Source organism: Micromonospora sp. CA-240977, assembly GCF_050942285.1.
Taxonomy (GTDB): Bacteria; Actinomycetota; Actinomycetes; order Mycobacteriales; family Micromonosporaceae; genus Micromonospora.
On sequence record NZ_CP192055.1, the window covers coordinates 4,901,502 to 4,916,668 of the forward strand.

The 15,167-nt window shown below is 68.5% G+C and carries 12 protein-coding genes; 3 read left to right on the plus strand and 9 right to left on the minus strand.

Going from position 1 to position 15,167, the window contains the following annotated elements; all coding sequences use genetic code 11:
* Positions 1–3 precede the first annotated feature (3 nt).
* The gene (locus ACQPWW_RS22075) at positions 4–1,008 is read left to right on the plus strand and encodes a LacI family DNA-binding transcriptional regulator (RefSeq protein ID WP_433125195.1); all 1,005 of its coding nucleotides are present in this window, start codon (positions 4–6) and stop codon (positions 1,006–1,008) included.
* A 113-nt stretch (positions 1,009–1,121) separates the two neighbouring features.
* Here ACQPWW_RS22075 and ACQPWW_RS22080 read toward each other — a convergent pair whose 3' ends face one another.
* The 6 genes from ACQPWW_RS22080 to ACQPWW_RS22105 form a co-directional block, all read right to left on the minus strand.
* Complete coding sequence (locus ACQPWW_RS22080; RefSeq protein ID WP_433125197.1) at positions 1,122–2,513, minus strand: hypothetical protein; 1,392 nt, start codon at positions 2,511–2,513, stop codon at positions 1,122–1,124.
* Positions 2,514–2,766: 253 nt separating this feature from the next.
* Positions 2,767–3,255: a MarR family transcriptional regulator gene (locus ACQPWW_RS22085; RefSeq protein ID WP_433125198.1), complete on the minus strand. Its 489-nt coding sequence runs from the start codon at positions 3,253–3,255 to the stop codon at positions 2,767–2,769.
* Between the two features lie 8 nt (positions 3,256–3,263).
* The gene (locus tag ACQPWW_RS22090) at positions 3,264–4,511 is read right to left on the minus strand and encodes an FAD-dependent oxidoreductase (protein ID WP_433125199.1); all 1,248 of its coding nucleotides are present in this window, start codon (positions 4,509–4,511) and stop codon (positions 3,264–3,266) included.
* A 179-nt stretch (positions 4,512–4,690) separates the two neighbouring features.
* Complete coding sequence (locus tag ACQPWW_RS22095) at positions 4,691–6,304, minus strand: LamG domain-containing protein (RefSeq protein ID WP_433125200.1); 1,614 nt, start codon at positions 6,302–6,304, stop codon at positions 4,691–4,693.
* 117 nt (positions 6,305–6,421) lie between these two features.
* Positions 6,422–6,907: a response regulator transcription factor gene (locus ACQPWW_RS22100; RefSeq protein ID WP_433125201.1), complete on the minus strand. Its 486-nt coding sequence runs from the start codon at positions 6,905–6,907 to the stop codon at positions 6,422–6,424.
* A 92-nt stretch (positions 6,908–6,999) separates the two neighbouring features.
* Positions 7,000–9,873, minus strand: a complete 2,874-nt coding sequence (locus ACQPWW_RS22105; protein ID WP_433125202.1) for a BTAD domain-containing putative transcriptional regulator — start codon at positions 9,871–9,873, stop codon at positions 7,000–7,002.
* Positions 9,874–10,082: 209 nt separating this feature from the next.
* Here ACQPWW_RS22105 and ACQPWW_RS22110 point away from each other — a divergent pair, with 209 nt between their 5' ends.
* Together ACQPWW_RS22110 and ACQPWW_RS22115 are read left to right on the plus strand one after the other, a co-directional pair.
* Entirely contained in the window at positions 10,083–10,916 is an 834-nt protein-coding gene (locus ACQPWW_RS22110; RefSeq protein WP_433125203.1) for an alpha/beta fold hydrolase, read from the plus strand.
* A gap of 11 nt (positions 10,917–10,927) precedes the next feature.
* Complete coding sequence (locus tag ACQPWW_RS22115) at positions 10,928–11,776, plus strand: alpha/beta fold hydrolase (RefSeq protein WP_433125205.1); 849 nt, start codon at positions 10,928–10,930, stop codon at positions 11,774–11,776.
* Positions 11,777–11,946: 170 nt separating this feature from the next.
* On the opposite strand, the gene ACQPWW_RS22120 is transcribed toward ACQPWW_RS22115, so the two are convergent.
* The 3 genes from ACQPWW_RS22120 to ACQPWW_RS22130 form a co-directional block, all read right to left on the minus strand.
* Positions 11,947–12,813 (minus strand): alpha/beta fold hydrolase, encoded by an 867-nt coding sequence (locus tag ACQPWW_RS22120; RefSeq protein ID WP_433125207.1) that lies wholly within the window; start codon positions 12,811–12,813, stop codon positions 11,947–11,949.
* A 588-nt stretch (positions 12,814–13,401) separates the two neighbouring features.
* Positions 13,402–13,860, minus strand: coding sequence for a flavin reductase family protein (locus tag ACQPWW_RS22125; protein WP_433125208.1), 459 nt, complete (start codon positions 13,858–13,860; stop codon positions 13,402–13,404).
* 76 nt (positions 13,861–13,936) lie between these two features.
* Complete coding sequence (locus ACQPWW_RS22130) at positions 13,937–15,088, minus strand: nucleotidyltransferase family protein (RefSeq protein WP_433125210.1); 1,152 nt, start codon at positions 15,086–15,088, stop codon at positions 13,937–13,939.
* Between the last annotated feature and the right edge of the window lie 79 nt (positions 15,089–15,167).

Here is a 15,167-nt window from a genome sequence, read left to right on the forward strand (position 1 = left end):
CGCGTGGTGTTCCAGCAACGCGTCAAAATGTCGGATGTCGCACGAACCGCCGGAGTCTCGGTCGCTACGGTGTCCAAGGTCGTGAATGGTCGGTACGGCGTGGCCCAGGCAACCGTGGAGCGCGTCCAGCAGGTCATCCACGACCTCGGCTACGAGGCGAGCCTGGGAGCGCAGAGCCTGCGCAGCCACCGTACCAACGTGCTCGGCATTCTGGTCGCCGAGTTCGAGCCGTTCTCGACGGAGCTGCTCAAGGGCGCGTCCCAGGAGGTCGCGGGCAGCGGATACCAGCTGCTTGCCTACTGCAGCGGCGACGGCGAGGGCGCCGCCGTGGGGTGGGAGCGGCGCTCGCTCGCCCGCCTCTCCGGCACCCTCATCGACGGTGCCGTGATCGTCACGCCAACAGTGGTCGAGACCGAGCACAGCTTCCACGTCGTGGCCGTCGACCCCCACACCGGGCCGTCCGACCTGCCCACCGTCGATTCGGACAACTTCGCCGGCGCCGTGCTGGCAACCAACTACCTGCTGTCCCTCGGGCACCGGCGGATCGGCCACATCAGCGGACGCGCCGACCTGAAGTCGGCGCAGCTGCGTGAGGCCGGTTTCCGCAGGGCGATGGCCGACGCGGCCGTGCCGGTGGACGAGCAACTCGTCCGCGTGGGTGGGTTCCGGATCGAGAGCGCCGCCAGCACGGCCGCCGAGCTGCTCGCCCTCCCGGACCGGCCGAGCGCCATCTTCGCTGGTAACGACCTCTCTGCGATTTCCACGATGGACGTGGCCCGCGGCATGGGCCTCTCGGTGCCCGACAACCTGTCGGTGATCGGCTTCGACAACGTGCCGGAGTCGGCGCTTGTCGATCCGCCGCTGACGACCATCATGCAGCCGCTGAAGCAGATGGGCGCCGAGGCACTGCGCCTGCTCATCGACCTGATCGACGGCGTCGAACGCGACACCCACATCCGGCTCCCGACCGAGCTTGTCATCCGTTCTTCCTGCCGCCCGTACCACTGATCCCCCGCCCGGACATCCACCCGGCCCGCGCCTCCCCCACCGCCGGTTCGGCGGCTCCCACGCCTTTCCCCACGTCACGCGACGTGGGGAAAGGTCGGATCATCCGGGTGGGATCAGGTGGTGGGGCGGCACAGCGAGTTGACGTTGGCACTGCAGTCGGTCAGTTGCAGGGTGTCCACGTGCATGGTCAGGGTCGCCGGTTGCGAACCACCGGCCGGCGCCACCACGGAGATCTGCACGGTGGCCGCGTTCGACGGTGCGACCGCTTCGTGGGACCACTCCCACCAGTTCGACGTCAGGCCGAACGAGCTGCTCGTCGACGTGGACAGCAGCGTGCCGCCGGAGTTGTACCACCGCATGCGCAGCGCTGCGGTGCCGGAGTCGGCGCGAAGCCGGACGTAGAACTTGTAGTTGTGCCCGACCGTCACCGACGGCCTACGGCTCACCACTACCGACTTCTCCGCCGACTGCGGTGAGCTGACGAACTGCAGCGAGCGACGGTTGTCGAAGTAGCGGGCGGAGACACCGGCGTACGAGCCCTGCGGCGTCACCGAGATGGCGGCCCCCGAGCCGGAGGTGGTGAACCCGGTGGGGTTCGAGGTGCCCGGCGTCTGTGCCTCGATGGTCCGCTCCTGCGCGGTCAGCAGGTCGTTGTTGGCGCCGACGTCGCAGCAGACCGGCGAGGTGAGCAGCGGGTGAGCCGCCGTGTTCCTCGTCGTCGTCGACGGATAGTTGTCCACGTAGAACGTCGCGCTGGTCTCGCTCGGGTCGTAGTTCTGGCGGTAGCCCATGTCATAGGCCCACCAGTCGCCAAAGCACATCGTGATGTCGGGGCAGTACTGCTCGGCCTGCCAGTTACCGTTGGAGTCCTGCCAGACGTGCTCGGACATGTAGGCGTGGCCCGCGCCGAGCAGGTGCGACACCTCGTGCCCGACAACTCCACTGTCCCAGGCCTCGACGACGGAGATGCAGCCGCTACCCCCGCTTGTCGGACACCAGTGTGCCGAGTTGGATGGCGCGGCGAACTCCGTCAGGACCACGTACCAGCGGTTGCTGTCGTCGTACCCCTTGGCCGCCAGCTCGTTCGCGATCGACCAGAAGTCGGTGTTCGTAGTGTCGATCTTCTCCGGTGTCACCACCGCCTGCGCGTACTCGTTGTACGTGCTGGTGGTCGTCGACCGGCAGCTCAGCTTCACGTGCTGGTCGTAGTTGCTGGCCTGGTCGAACAACCAGTCAACGCGGTCCATGACGCGGGCGGCGTGCTCGACGTTTGTCGAGTACTGGTTGCCGGTGGAGTCATTCCACGCGTAGATCACCTGCAGCGCCGCCGGACTGCTGACCGGCGGATTCTTCGGGTCGGTGGCGGTCGTGTCGCAGCCGGCCCTGGGCAGGCTGGTGTTGTTCGGCTGAGCGTAGGGCAGGGTCGGCTCGCTGCCGAGGTTGGCGGCATAGACCGGCTGCCCGGACGACACCAGCACCAACACGCTCACGAGCAGGGAGGCCAACCCCAGACGGTGTCCGCTCCGAGGCCGGCGCCCGTTGCCAAACATGCGCATTCCCCCTTCGGTAGGGCTTCGCGAAGGCGTGTCGTCAGGTAGCGACCCGCCAGTTGCAGCAGACCCGACCAACCACATTGATCGCTATGTGTTCAAGCCAACACTCTTCGTCACGATCGGCAGCGGCATCCCGTGGTGAGATGGGACTGTCGGCGTGCCACACGGCCGGGAGCGGGAGCGCGGCCTGTTACGCGACGCCGTCTCAGGCAGGCCGCTGCGCGGTGTCGCCGCTGCGGAGGCGGTCCAGCTCGGCGAGGTACATCGCCTGCATGAGGTCATAGTGCCGGACCAGCAGCATGACCTCGTCGCCGCTGTAGCCCTCGATGAGCCGCTCCGCCCGCTCGGCGAACCGCTCGTACGGTCGCTTCAACTCGGCGATCCGCTCCGGCCGCAGGGTGACGATCACCCGCCGCCGGTCCGCCGGGTCGCGCGTGGCCGTCACGTAGCCCGCCTGCTGGAGCCGGCGGAGCATGCTTGTCACCGCCCCGGTGGTGAGGTTGGTCCGCTCGGCGACCTGCCCCGCGGTTGCGGATCCGACGTCCGTCAGGTAGTCCAGGCACTCCAGGTCGGTCACTGTGAGGCCCAGCCGCTCCGCGATGGCGTACCGGAACACCATGGACAGCCGCGACATCTCCCGCCCGGCCCGCATGAGGTCGGCGAGCGCGGACGCGCGGGCAGGTTCGTGGGACACGCCCGCAATCATGCCTCCGGTACGGTGACCCTGTGCAGCCGAGGTAACACGCGGGTCAGCACCCAGTGCGGTGCGGCCGCGCCTCCGGTGAGGCGGCGCATCAGCCCGGCCGCGGTGTCGACGGCGCGGAAGGCGTAGGGCACCATCTCGTCCTGGTAGCCGGCGATCGCCTCCTCCACCGGTGTGCCGCTCGCCCGGGCCTCGACCAGCCGGTGGCCGAGCAGGGCGGCGTCTCGGAGCGCGGTGTTGCCGCCGTGAGCGCCGAACGGCGGCATGACGTGCACGGCGTCGCCCATCATCGTCGCCCGGGGCAGCGCCCACCGGCGCGGGCGCCGGCCGGTGGCGAAGAGGTTGAGCACCGTGGCATCCAGCTCGGCGGTGCCGACCAGCCGCCGGATGAGCGGGTGGAAGTCCGCACTCATCCTGGTGGCCAGCTTCCACAGCGCGAGCAGGTCGCCGCGGACACCGGTAGGCACCTCCTCCTGCCGGAGCAGCAGCCCCCACATGACGTAGTCGTCGCCGGTGGGCGCATAGCTGCCCGGAGCCAGGCGCGCGAACGCCTCCGGCGGGCTCTCGCCGAACCGCATGGAGGTGAAGAAGAAGGCGCGGCCCGGCCGGTCGGCGATGGCCAGGACCCCGCTGGTACGCAGCGCGTCCGGGATCACGCTCTCGCCGTTCCGCCGCAGGGGCGAACGGCCGTAGATGCCCGCCATCGAGGTGTTCGCCGGGTCCGCCTCCGGCATGAGCTGGGCGCGCAGCGCCGAGCCGACGCCGTCGGCGCCCACGACGACTGTTGCCGCGGCGGCCCCGCCGTCGGAGAACCGCAGCCGCAGCCCTGCCGGGCCGCCGCTGTCCACCGCGACGGCGTCCTTGCCGTAGTGGATGCGTCCGTCGAGTCCGGACTGCAGGATCGACCGCAGGGTCAGCCGGTCGACCTGGCGGGTCGCGTGCGGCTCGTCCTTGAAGGTGATGGTGAATGCGTCCCGCAGCCGGCTGTCGGTGAAGCGGAGGTTCCCGCCGGGCTCGTCGCCGGTGGTCAGCGCCAGGTTGTACAGCTGGCGGGGCAGGCTCGCGCGCAGCGCCTCCAGCCCGTACCGGTCGAGGATGATCCGGTAGCCCTGCCGCCGGACGAAGGGGCTCGGGTCCCGCTCGTAGACGTGCACGTTGATGCCGGCGCGCATCAGGTACTGGGCGAGGCAGAGGCCGGAGAGGCCGGCGCCGGCGATTGCCACCGAGAAGTCCGTCGATATGCCCATGCCGATTATCTTAATGACTAAGATGATTTGAGCAAGGCCCCCGAATTTGCACACCCTCGTGCCGCGTCCTACCGCTCCTCGCCGCGAGGCCACCGCCGACACGGATGCGATCGTCGGGCCTGGCGCGGAATTCGCCACCGAGGAGGGGCCATGGCCAGGCCCGACGCATCGCCAGATGCCTAGCTCTGTTGATCCATGAACAGGTACTGCACGCGCGCGTCGCTCAGCATGCCCTGGTAGACAGTGACGTCGTCAACCTGCCCGTTGAGCCATTCGGCGGGCCCTTCCGGAGTCGTCGACCGGCCGACCAGCAGGGAGCCCGTTGCCTGCCAGGGCTGCCAGGCCTCGTGGAGTCCAACGGTCGTGGCGAGCGCTCCGTCCACGTAGAGCCGCGCCTGTCGGCGCCCGACGTCGAGAATGGCCACGAGCTGGTGCCAGCCGTCGACGGCAGTCGCGGGCGTAGTCGCGGAGGTGGAGGCATCGGCGACGTCGGCGACGTCGAACCTCCACTGGCCGCCGTTGTCCGGCTCGTACGCCAGCCGGAAGGCACTGCGGTCCGCGTCTTCCTGCGAGACGACCGTCTGCGCGCCCTCTGCCGCATCAAGCCGCACCCAGGTGGACACCGTGAACGATTGATCCGAACGGAGAACTGGTCCGTCCTCCCACACCGGGTTTCCCTCGTGGGCCACGTTGGTCTGGCTGCGGGCGTACTCCCAGGTTTCCTCGCCGTAGTGCGGATCCGACGGGTCGTCGATCCAGTGGGTATGGTCGAGTGCGAGGGTGCTGCTCCCCCGACGTCCGTCGAACACGACGTCGACACCCCGGCTCAGGGTGAGCTGGCGACCGAAGGCTGTCGAGTCCGGTGCTGAGCACAGGGTCGGGTCGAGGCTGTTGTCCTCGTAGCACACGACAGCGCCATCGAAGTTCCAATCACCAACCCACCGTGGATCCAGCAGGCCCGACTCATTGAAACCCCCGGACGCGGGATCGGAGGCCAGCCAGCCGGTGAAGTCCTGGCCCACCAACACCCGGTCGTACACCTGGACAGCGGCCACGTTGCCCTGCCACCAGGTGTCGTCACCGCGACCTAACCGGACCGGCCCGGACGGGTCGTTGACCGCGGCCACACTGGTCGCGGTCGCCTCGGCAATCCCGTTCACCAAGAGGGTGACGGTCCGTGCGGTCGCGTCATGCACAACCGCCAGGTGCGTCCAGAGTCCGATCTGAGGCGCCGAGTTCGATCGAGCGACGGACCCCCTCGCGCCCTTGCCCGTCGTTGACGGCATCTGGACCTGCCACCGGTTGCTGCGTCTGTCGTAGCCAACCGAGAGAGAGGCCCGGCCGGCACCGGCCTTGCTAGCGAAAACCCTGCTGACGGACGTGTCGGTGAGCCGCACCCAGGCTGCGAGAGAGAAGGTGCCGGCCGTGTTCAGAGCCGTAGGTGACGCCGACAGATACGACGAGGTCCCGTTGAAGGCCACTGCCTGGCCACCGACCATCCGGGCGTCGTCCTGCCAGCTGATGTCAGAGCCGACCAACGGGGTGTCACCGCCCACGGCTGGCTGCTGGTCGGACAGCCCTGCGGCCTGGCTGATCCCTGGAAACGCCTCCAGACCCCAGATCGCCGTCGGACCTGAGTGCCGGTCGAGGACGGTGACGGGACGTGGCTTCGCACTCGCCGTGGTGGCACCAGCAAGGGGTAGCGACGCGGCGACGAAGGCCACGGCCAGGCGCAGCGCGGTTTTACGGGCAGAACCCCGGGCCGGACGAATGGAAAGAGTGTTTTTGATCATCGAACCTTTCCCATGAAGAACGACAGGCCGACCCGGCGGAGGGGACTCTCACACCCAGGGCGCCTGATCGCCCGGACAGTGTCACAACACGATCCCGGCCCCGCTACCCCGAATTTCCTAGCCGGAGGCTGAACTGTCCGGGTACGCCTGTCGGACGCTGTCCCGTCGAGGCGCGGCGAGCGCGTCTCGTCTCGCCAGTTCTCGGCGTGAGGAGATGCCGAGCTTCCGAAAGATCTTGCGCAGGTGATAGTCCACGGTGCTGGGGCTGATGAACAGTTGTGCCGCCACTTCGCGATTGGACGCGCCGTTCGACACCCGGCGCGCGATGTCGCGCTCCTGGCTGGTCAGGCAGCAGCTCTGGGCGAAGCGGCCCGTCGTGTCGTGGGGGGCCAGCGTGCGGCGCAGTTCGCGGCGGGATGCGACGCCCAGTCTGTGGAACACCCCGCGTAGGTGATGTTTGACGGTGTGGGTGCTGATGACCAGGCGTGTCGCGACCTCGACGTTTGTGGAGCCTGCCGCCACCAGCAGGGCGACCTGTTCCTGTCGTGGGGTCAGTACCGCACGGGGAACGACTCGGGCAGGCTCGGCTACGGCGCGGCGCATGGTGCTCCTCGGGCGAGGGGTCGGGGTCTCGACGACCATCCGACAGCACCGCTGTGCACGACGAGTGCAGACTGAGTGCTCGCCCTATCCGCCTATGACGCGCCCCTCATCAAGCTCACCCGGGCCCGGACATACGCGACAATGGTCCGATATTCCTCGGCCTTTTCCATGCCGGAGAACTCGATGAGTTCACGGAAGCCGTTGTCGGCGATCAGGTTCTCGAACTGCTGGCACCCCCGTTCCGCGCGCGCCAGGTCGCCCAGATCGAATGCGGCCCGCGCGAGGATCGCCGCGACGGCACACCGGGGACCGTCCGACTCGCAGACGCCCTCGGTCAATCCCCACTCCGACACCGTCGCCGCTCGTTCGAGCCGGCCGAGTTTCCAGGAGGACTCCGCGATGAGCTGTGCGTAGTAGATCTTCAGGTGGTCGAGGTGCTGCCCCACTGCGATGGCCAGGCCTTCGTCCGCGACCCGGGTGCCAGCCTCGAACCGATCGGACCCCAGGAGCGCTCTCGTGAGTGTCAGCAGCGAGACGGCGAGCAACTCCTGGCGCCCCGTCTGCCGGGCAAGACCCACCGAGCGTTCCCCGTACGCGTTGGCGGCGTCGTGGTCGCCACGCGACAACGACAGCACTGCGAGGTTCCGCAGGACATCGGCCTGTCCGGCGAGTTCGCCGGCGCCTTCGAAGATGGACAGGGCTCGACGGAGATGTTCGTCGGCCTGTGGCAGCGGGGCGAAGACCTCACCGACGGTGCGGAGGAGTTCGGCCTCCACCAGCGGCTCGCCGAGCACGCCGGCCGTGGTGAGGATCGCGAGCACGGTCTGTGTCCGGCCGGCGGGGATGGAGTTGCTGCCCGGCGCTGAGGCGGCGAGGACCATCGCCGCGGCGTCGGGCCCCCGCCCATGTGCGAGGGCTAGGTCGACCGTCGCCCAGAGCGCCGTCCGTTCGCGGGCATACCAGGCGGCAGCCTGCGACACGCTGTCGAACGTCTCAGGCGTCACCTCCGACGGCGGTGTGCTGACGGCGCCGACTGGTTGCCGGTGGTGCCTCGCGTACGCGGCGCGGGCCGAGTGCAGGTAGTGCGCGATGAGACGCCTCTCGTACTCCGGTCGTTCTTGATCCTCGTCAAGGAGTTCACCGGCGTAGGCCCGCAACAGATCGTGCAGGGCGTACCGCCCGGGCTGCGACTCGTCGAGCAGATTCGCGGTCACCAGTTCCACGAGCAGTACGCGCGTCTGTGCGCGACCGACCCCGACGAGACTGGCCGCCGACTCCAGCGAGGTCCCCGGACCCGGGTGCACGGCGAGGGCACGAAACATCTGCGCCGCCGCTGGATCGAGGGCACGGTACGACCACGAGAACACCGACCGGACATCGTCGGACGAGTCCGCGCTCGACAACGCGTCGAGTTTGGCGGACGGCGCCGAGACGTCGTTGACGACCACGCTCAACGGCAGTGCCGGATTGAGGGCCACGCGGGCCGCGACGATCGCCAGTGCGAGCGGCAGCCCGGCGCAGAGCGTGATGACCTTGTCCAACGCGTCCGGGTTGGCTGTGGCGCGACGGGCGCCGAGGCGGCTGATCAGAAGCTGGCGGGACTCGGCGCCGGTCAGCCGATCGACGTGCAGGTAACGCGCGCCCTCCCGGGTGACAAGGCTCGTCATCCGGTTGCGGCTCGTCACGATGACCAGACAGCCCCGGGAGGCCGGCAGCAGCGGGCGGACCTGGTCGGAGTCGCGCGCGTTGTCCAGGAGAATCAGGAGCCGACGACCGAAGAGTCGACTGCGGTAACGAGCTGCCTGCGCGTCGACGGTCTCCTGCGGTGACCAGACCGCCGGCTCGCCCAGGGACGCGAGCAACGTGGCGAGCGCCTCCTCCGCCGACATGACGCGTCCGTCCGGATCGAGACCCCTCAGGTTCAGGAACAGCTGGCCATCGGGAAAGTCGCTGGCGATCTCGTGGGCCCAGTGCACGGCGAGCGCGGTCTTGCCGATGCCGCCCATCCCGCCGAGCACGGTGACCACGACTGTCGCATCGTTGAACGCGTCGGACAACTGGTCGTCGAGCATGGCGGCCACGTCGTTCCGGCGGACGAAGCCCGCGACCTGTGGTGGCAGCTGTGCGGGCCGGGGAGCCTCCGGTGGGCGCAGCTCCTCCTGCTGGGTCCAGCCGCTGGCGAGCAGTTCCCGATACGCCTCCCGCAGTTCCGGCCCCGGGTCCACCCCCAGTTCCTCGGCGAGACGTTGACGGGTCCGCTCGAAGACCCGCACCGCTTCCGCCCGGTGACCGGTGACCACGTACGCGCGCATCAGGCATGCCTGTAGCGCCTCGTCGAGCGGCGCCGCGGCGGCCACGCTCAGGAGTGGGGTCAGCACGGCGCCGGCCATGCCGTGGGCGATCGCGGCTTCGCTGGCCGTGAGCGCCACCGCCAGGCGCTCCCGTTCGATGGCAACGAACTCCGGCGAACTCGTCGCGCTGGCCGGTAGGTCGGTGAACGCCGGGCTGCGGCCAAGCTCCAGAGCGGTCAGGTACGCCCGTACGCCGGCCACGACGTCCCCGCCGGCGAGCGCCTCCCGGGCCCGCCGGACCAACTCGCGATACATGGCCAGATCAGAGGCTTCGGTCGCGAGGGTCAGCCGGTAGCCCGTACCGGCTGGTAGGAGGTAGCGCCCGGTTTCGCGGACGTCCAGGTCCGGTTCGAGGATCCGTCGGAGATTTCCGACGTGCCGGTGGATCTGGTTGGCGGCGCTGGCCGGCGGTTGTTCGTCCCACAGGCTGTCGATGATGGTGTCGAGGCTGACCGCGTCACCCCCGGCGGCGAGGAGCTTGGCCAGGATGATCCGCTGGCGCACCGGGCCGAGATCGACATCCGAGCCGTCCCGCCGGCAGCCAAGACCGCCGAAGACCTTGAACTCGCAGTGGGACGGCGGCCCGTCCGGGAGCCTGCGGTCGGGCGTCGTCACGATTGACATCCTACTGAAGTAAAGGTAGCGGCTTCGCCTTTCCCACCCAGCCTGCGGTTTACCCGGGTCCCCCGCATCGCCCACTTCTCGTTGTCCGTCGAGTTGGTCGCCAAGCACGGGACTACGCGGTTCGGGTGATTCGCGAAACGGTGCCATTTCCGTACCTTCGGCAAGGTTCCCAACGTGGAACGCAAGCCCAAGGAGTACGCATGCCCCATGTCACAGTTGGCTCAGAGGGAGCCAATTCGATCGAGATCTATTACGAGGATCACGGCTCCGGCACGCCAGTGGTACTCAGTCACGGCTACCCGCTGAGCGGGCAGGCCTGGGAGAAGCAGGCCTCCGCACTGCTGGCGGCCGGTTACCGGGTCATCACGTACGACCGGCGGGGTTGGGGCAATTCCAGCCAGCCCGCCGGTGGATACGACTACGACACGTTCGCCGATGACGTGAACGCGCTTCTCACGAAACTGGACGTACGCGACGCCATCCTCGTGGGTCACTCGATGGGAACCGGCGACGTAGCCCGGTACCTGGGGCGTTACGGCACCGAGCGGGTCGCGAAGGCCGTCATGATGTCGCCGATCCCGCCGTTCCTCCTGCGCACGGACGACAACCCCGAAGGCGCGCCGCAGTCGTTGTTCGACGGGTTCATCCAGGCCGCACGGGCGGACCGGAACGCGTGGCTCAAGCAGTTCCTGGAGAACTTCTACAACCTCGACGTCTACGGCGGTTCGCTGGTCAGCGACGAGGCGTTCCAGGCCAGTGTGAACGTGGCCGTGGCCGGATCTCCCGTCGCCGCGGTGGCCTGCATTCCGACCTGGCTCACCGACTTCCGTGACGACCTGCCCAAGATTGACGTGCCGGTACTCGTGATCCAGGGCGACCAGGACCGAGTCCTACCCATCGGGGTGACCGGCCAGCGACTGTCCGCCTTCATCGGGGATTCGCGGTTGCTCGTCATCGAGGGCGGGCCGCACGCCATTGCCTGGACCCACAGCGATCAGGTCAACGCCGCCCTGCTCGACTTCGTGCAGAACTGAAAGGAAACACCGTGAAATTGTCCTTCCGGCGGCGCCTCATCTACGTGGGCGCGGCCATCGGCGCCCTCACCCTGACCGGTGTTGGCATCGGCAGCGCGCAGGCCGCGACGAGCCTCGCCCAACATTCGCGTTCCGCAGCGGTCAAGCCGACAGTCGTGCTCGTGCACGGGGCGTGGGCGGACGGGTCGAGCTGGGACAAGGTGGCAGCCAAGCTTCAGCACGGCGGCTACCGGGTGGTCACGCCGCCGAACCTGCTGTCGGGCGTGGAGAACGACGCCGCGAGCCTCCGCGCGTACCTGGACACCATTACCGGACCGGTCGTCCTCGTCGGGCACTCCTACGGCGGCATGGTCATCACGAACGCCGCTCGGGGCGACGAGCAGGTCAAGGCCCTGGTGTACGTCGACGCGTACATCCCGGACCAGCACGACACAGTGTTCTCGCTGACCTCCGCCGTGCCGGGTTCGGTCTTCGCGGCCGAACCGTCCACCGTCTTCGACCAGGTCGCGATCCCCGGCAACACGGAAGCCGCCAACTTCTACGTGAAGCCGTCGATCTTCGGCAAGGCGTTCGCCGACAAGACAATTCCCGCGAAGGACGTCGCGGTGCTGGCGGCCCGGCAGCGCCCACTGGCGTCGAACGCCCTGTTCGAGGAGTCCGGCGAGCCGGCCTGGCGCACCATTCCCTCGTGGTCGGTGATCGGCAAGCAGGACGCGGTCATCCCTGCCGCTGAGCAGATCGCCATGTCCGAGAGGGCCAAGGCACACGCCGTCCAGATCAACGCTCCCCACCTGTCGATGGTTACCGACCCGGGAGCGGTCACCAATCAGATCGAGGCAGCCGCCAAGGCGACCGACTGACACCACAACCGGCCGTGGTATCGCTCACCGCGATGCCACGGCCGCCCCTGGGGCAAGCCAGTGTCTGTTCGGGGAATTCGGGATGGTTGGTGGTGATCCGCCGGTCACCGTGGCCGCGTTGGCAGGTTCGCCACACGCGGCCACGGTTGTTGCCGTTGTCGGAAGCCCGGTCAGGCAGTCGTCCGGGCCGCCTCCAGAATGACCTCGGTGACCTCACCGGGATGCGAGATCAGGCCCAGGTGACCGGCGTCGATCCGGGTGATGTCGGCCCCCGCCCGCTCCATCATCTCCTCCTGGCGGGCCGGCGGGATGACCAGGTCCTCGGTGCCGATCACGGCCCACACCGGGATCGTCTTCCACGCCGGCTCGGTGGCCGGCTCCGCGAGGGCGTTCGTGGCCAGGGCGACCTGCGACACGGCGAGCACCTCCGCCTGCCGCCGCGGCAGACCGTTGGTGAAGCCGTTGATGAAGATCTTCGGCAGGACGTACGCGTCGACGGCACCTTCCGGGGCACCGGGGAACGGCACGAGCTTGAAGACGCTCGTGGGGTCGGTCAGGGCCGGCTCGAGCACCGAGCCGGAGCCGGCGGTGAGCTCTTCCACCGTCTCCCCCTTGTCGGGGGCGAAGGCGTCGACGAACACGAGCGCCTTGACGTTCTTGTTGCCGGTCGCGGCGTCGCTTGCCACGAATCCGCCGTACGAGTGTGCCGCGATCACGATGGGACCTTCGATCGTGGACAGGAAGTCCTTCAGGTAGCCGCTGTCAATCGACGGCCCCCGGTTGGGTTGTGGGGCGACCTGCACGTCGAAGCCGCGTGCCTGGAGTCGGCGGACCTCCCCGCTCCAGCTCGAGCCGTCGGCCCAGGCGCCGTGCACCAGGACGATTGTTGGTCTGCCGTCCTGCCCCCGGTCGGGGCTTGGATGCCCACCGCCGTCCGCGAACACGCGTGAGGTGCCTGAGCCGAGCACCGTCACCAGCGTCGCCGCGGCGAGCGCAGCGGCGATGATCTTCGGCCGACGTAGCGAGATTCCGAGCATGTCTCTTCTCCCTCGTTGGTCAGTGGTCTACGAACGCGGGCCGGTGTGCCTGGCTGCCAACGCGACCGCGCGGGAGCCGCCACCGGTCGAAAGCACTGCCGAGCGCGCGTGCACCGACAGCGGCCGGGCCGCAGTGCCGCCGGGACGCCCTTGCTGTGAAACCGCGCGGGGTCCCCACGACCTGCTTGATCGCCCGATCCTCATCGTACTGACGGTGACCCGGAGATCTCGGACAGAAGGGGAAAATAGCTCAAGTTTCACCTTGATGATGGACACGGTGATCCAGGCGAACGGACAGGACAGGTCCACGGGCAGCTGAGCCAGCGGATGCTCGTCACCACCGGGGCGGTGACCAAGCCGGTGGACCGGCTGATCGAGGCTTCTGCGTGGCCTCACCGACCGCGATCGGGCTGCGCTCGCACGCCTGCTGGCGACGTTGACTCGCGCCGTGGGTGCCTGAGTCACCCGATACGCCCACGCGCCAGGCTCGCCGTCCGCCTCCATCCACTGCGGCAGACGGCGGCGGCCTGATCCGCGGTCTACGCAGTCAGGCCGTCCCCGTTTCGCGCTCCCTCTGCCAGGGCCCCGTCACACCACGTGGGCATGGTGCGGGAGGTGAGTGCCGAAGGCACGCCCGTGGTAGGTCAGCGGGCGAGCCCGGACCGGGCGTGCGGTGACCACCTCACCGAGCAGGATGATGTGGTCACCTCCTGCCACGAACTGGCTGACCCGGCAGACCAGGAAGCCCGCCGAATCCGGAAGGCGCGGCACCCCGCCCTCGGAAAGCCAGGGCACACCGTTGAACTTGTCGGTGCCGCCCTTGCGAGCGAAGCCTGCGGCGAGCGCGGACTGCTCGCTGGCGAGCACGTTGACGCCGAACCAACCAGTGGTACGGATGACGGCCAACAGATTTGAGGTCCGGCTCAGCGAGACCAGGATCATCGGCGGATCCATGGAAAGCGAGGCGAAGGCGCTCACGGTCGTACCGTGCGGCAGACCGTCCGACATCGCGGTGATGACCGAGACCGGGGTGCAGACACCGGCCATCACCTCACGGAAGTCGTCCTTCAGGAGCGCCGGCTCAACCGCGTCGGCACCTCCGCCACGCCTCCCCCGTGGCGGGTCAGGACGCCTTGCCACGCGCGTCCGCGCCGTACGGCGGCTCGTCGATGGGTGTCAGCGCGACCGGCGCCCGGTTGAACAGCCGCGTGCGCATGTCACCGTCCCAGGCGAGGAAGCCACCGTCCATGCCACCCGCGCTGGCCAGCCAGACCGGGTCGCAGAACTCCTGCAACCCCAGCTCGGCGGTCATCGTGCTGCCGAACAGCGCATCGACATGGTGGGTGATCCAGGCGACGGCCGGACCCACGCCGTACTCCTTGATCAAGGTGCGCAGCTCCTCGGGATGTTGCCGCCCCCAGCGCTGCCAGAACCGCCACACATCACCGAACTGGGTGACCCGGAGCTCGCCAACGGCAATGGCACGCTCGAACCAGCTGTCCCGGAAAAGGTGCAGCACCACGAAGAGGAACGCGTAGCCGTCACCGAGCGTGGGCAGTAGGTGCCGCTCGTCCGGCCCGACCCGGGTCTGCCCGGCGCTCCCCATCACCTCGGTCATCGGCAACTGCCAGGCACTGCCGAACCAGGTGGGACTCAGGGCCACGTCCACCTTGTAGACCGGGATACCGGACTCCGGATCGACGCGGTGGAAGTGCGGGACGTGGTCCGGGTAGAGCCGGTACATCAGCAGCGTCTCCCGGGGAAGCTTCACCAGTCCGCCGAGGTCCGGGTCGAAGGTCTGCTCCGGTAGGTAGCCAAGGCCCTCCAGCACCGCACGGGCATCGGGGACATGGTCGGGATGCAGCATGAGGTCCACGTCTCCGAAGCTGCGGACACCGAGGCCGTCGTAGAGCGACTGCTGCAAGACGATCCCCTTGTTGAACACCACCGGCACCCCCCGCTCCGCGAACCCGGCGGCGATGTCGAGGCTCTCGGCACGCAGCTTCTCCACCTTGAAGCGATTCCAGGCCAGCGCGCCGTTGAGCAGGTCACGCATGCCGATGGGCAGTGTCGAGTTCAGCGCGGCCGTGCTGTAGAAGTGCGCCAACGCCGGCACCATCTTGTGCCTGGCCGCCAGTGCGATGAGCAGGTCCGGGTCCTCCAGGTCCTTGGCGAGGCCGACGGCCTGCTCGAACCAGGAATCCGAGTAGTCGGTGGCCGCTACCGATTCGAGGAGTTGCCAGACCTTGCGCTGATTCTCGTGGGCTTCGTGCATCTCGAATCTCCTTCTTGGACAGTGAAACGATTTCCGCGGCCCGGATGGCCGCCCTGGAAGCGGAGGTCGGCCGCTGGAC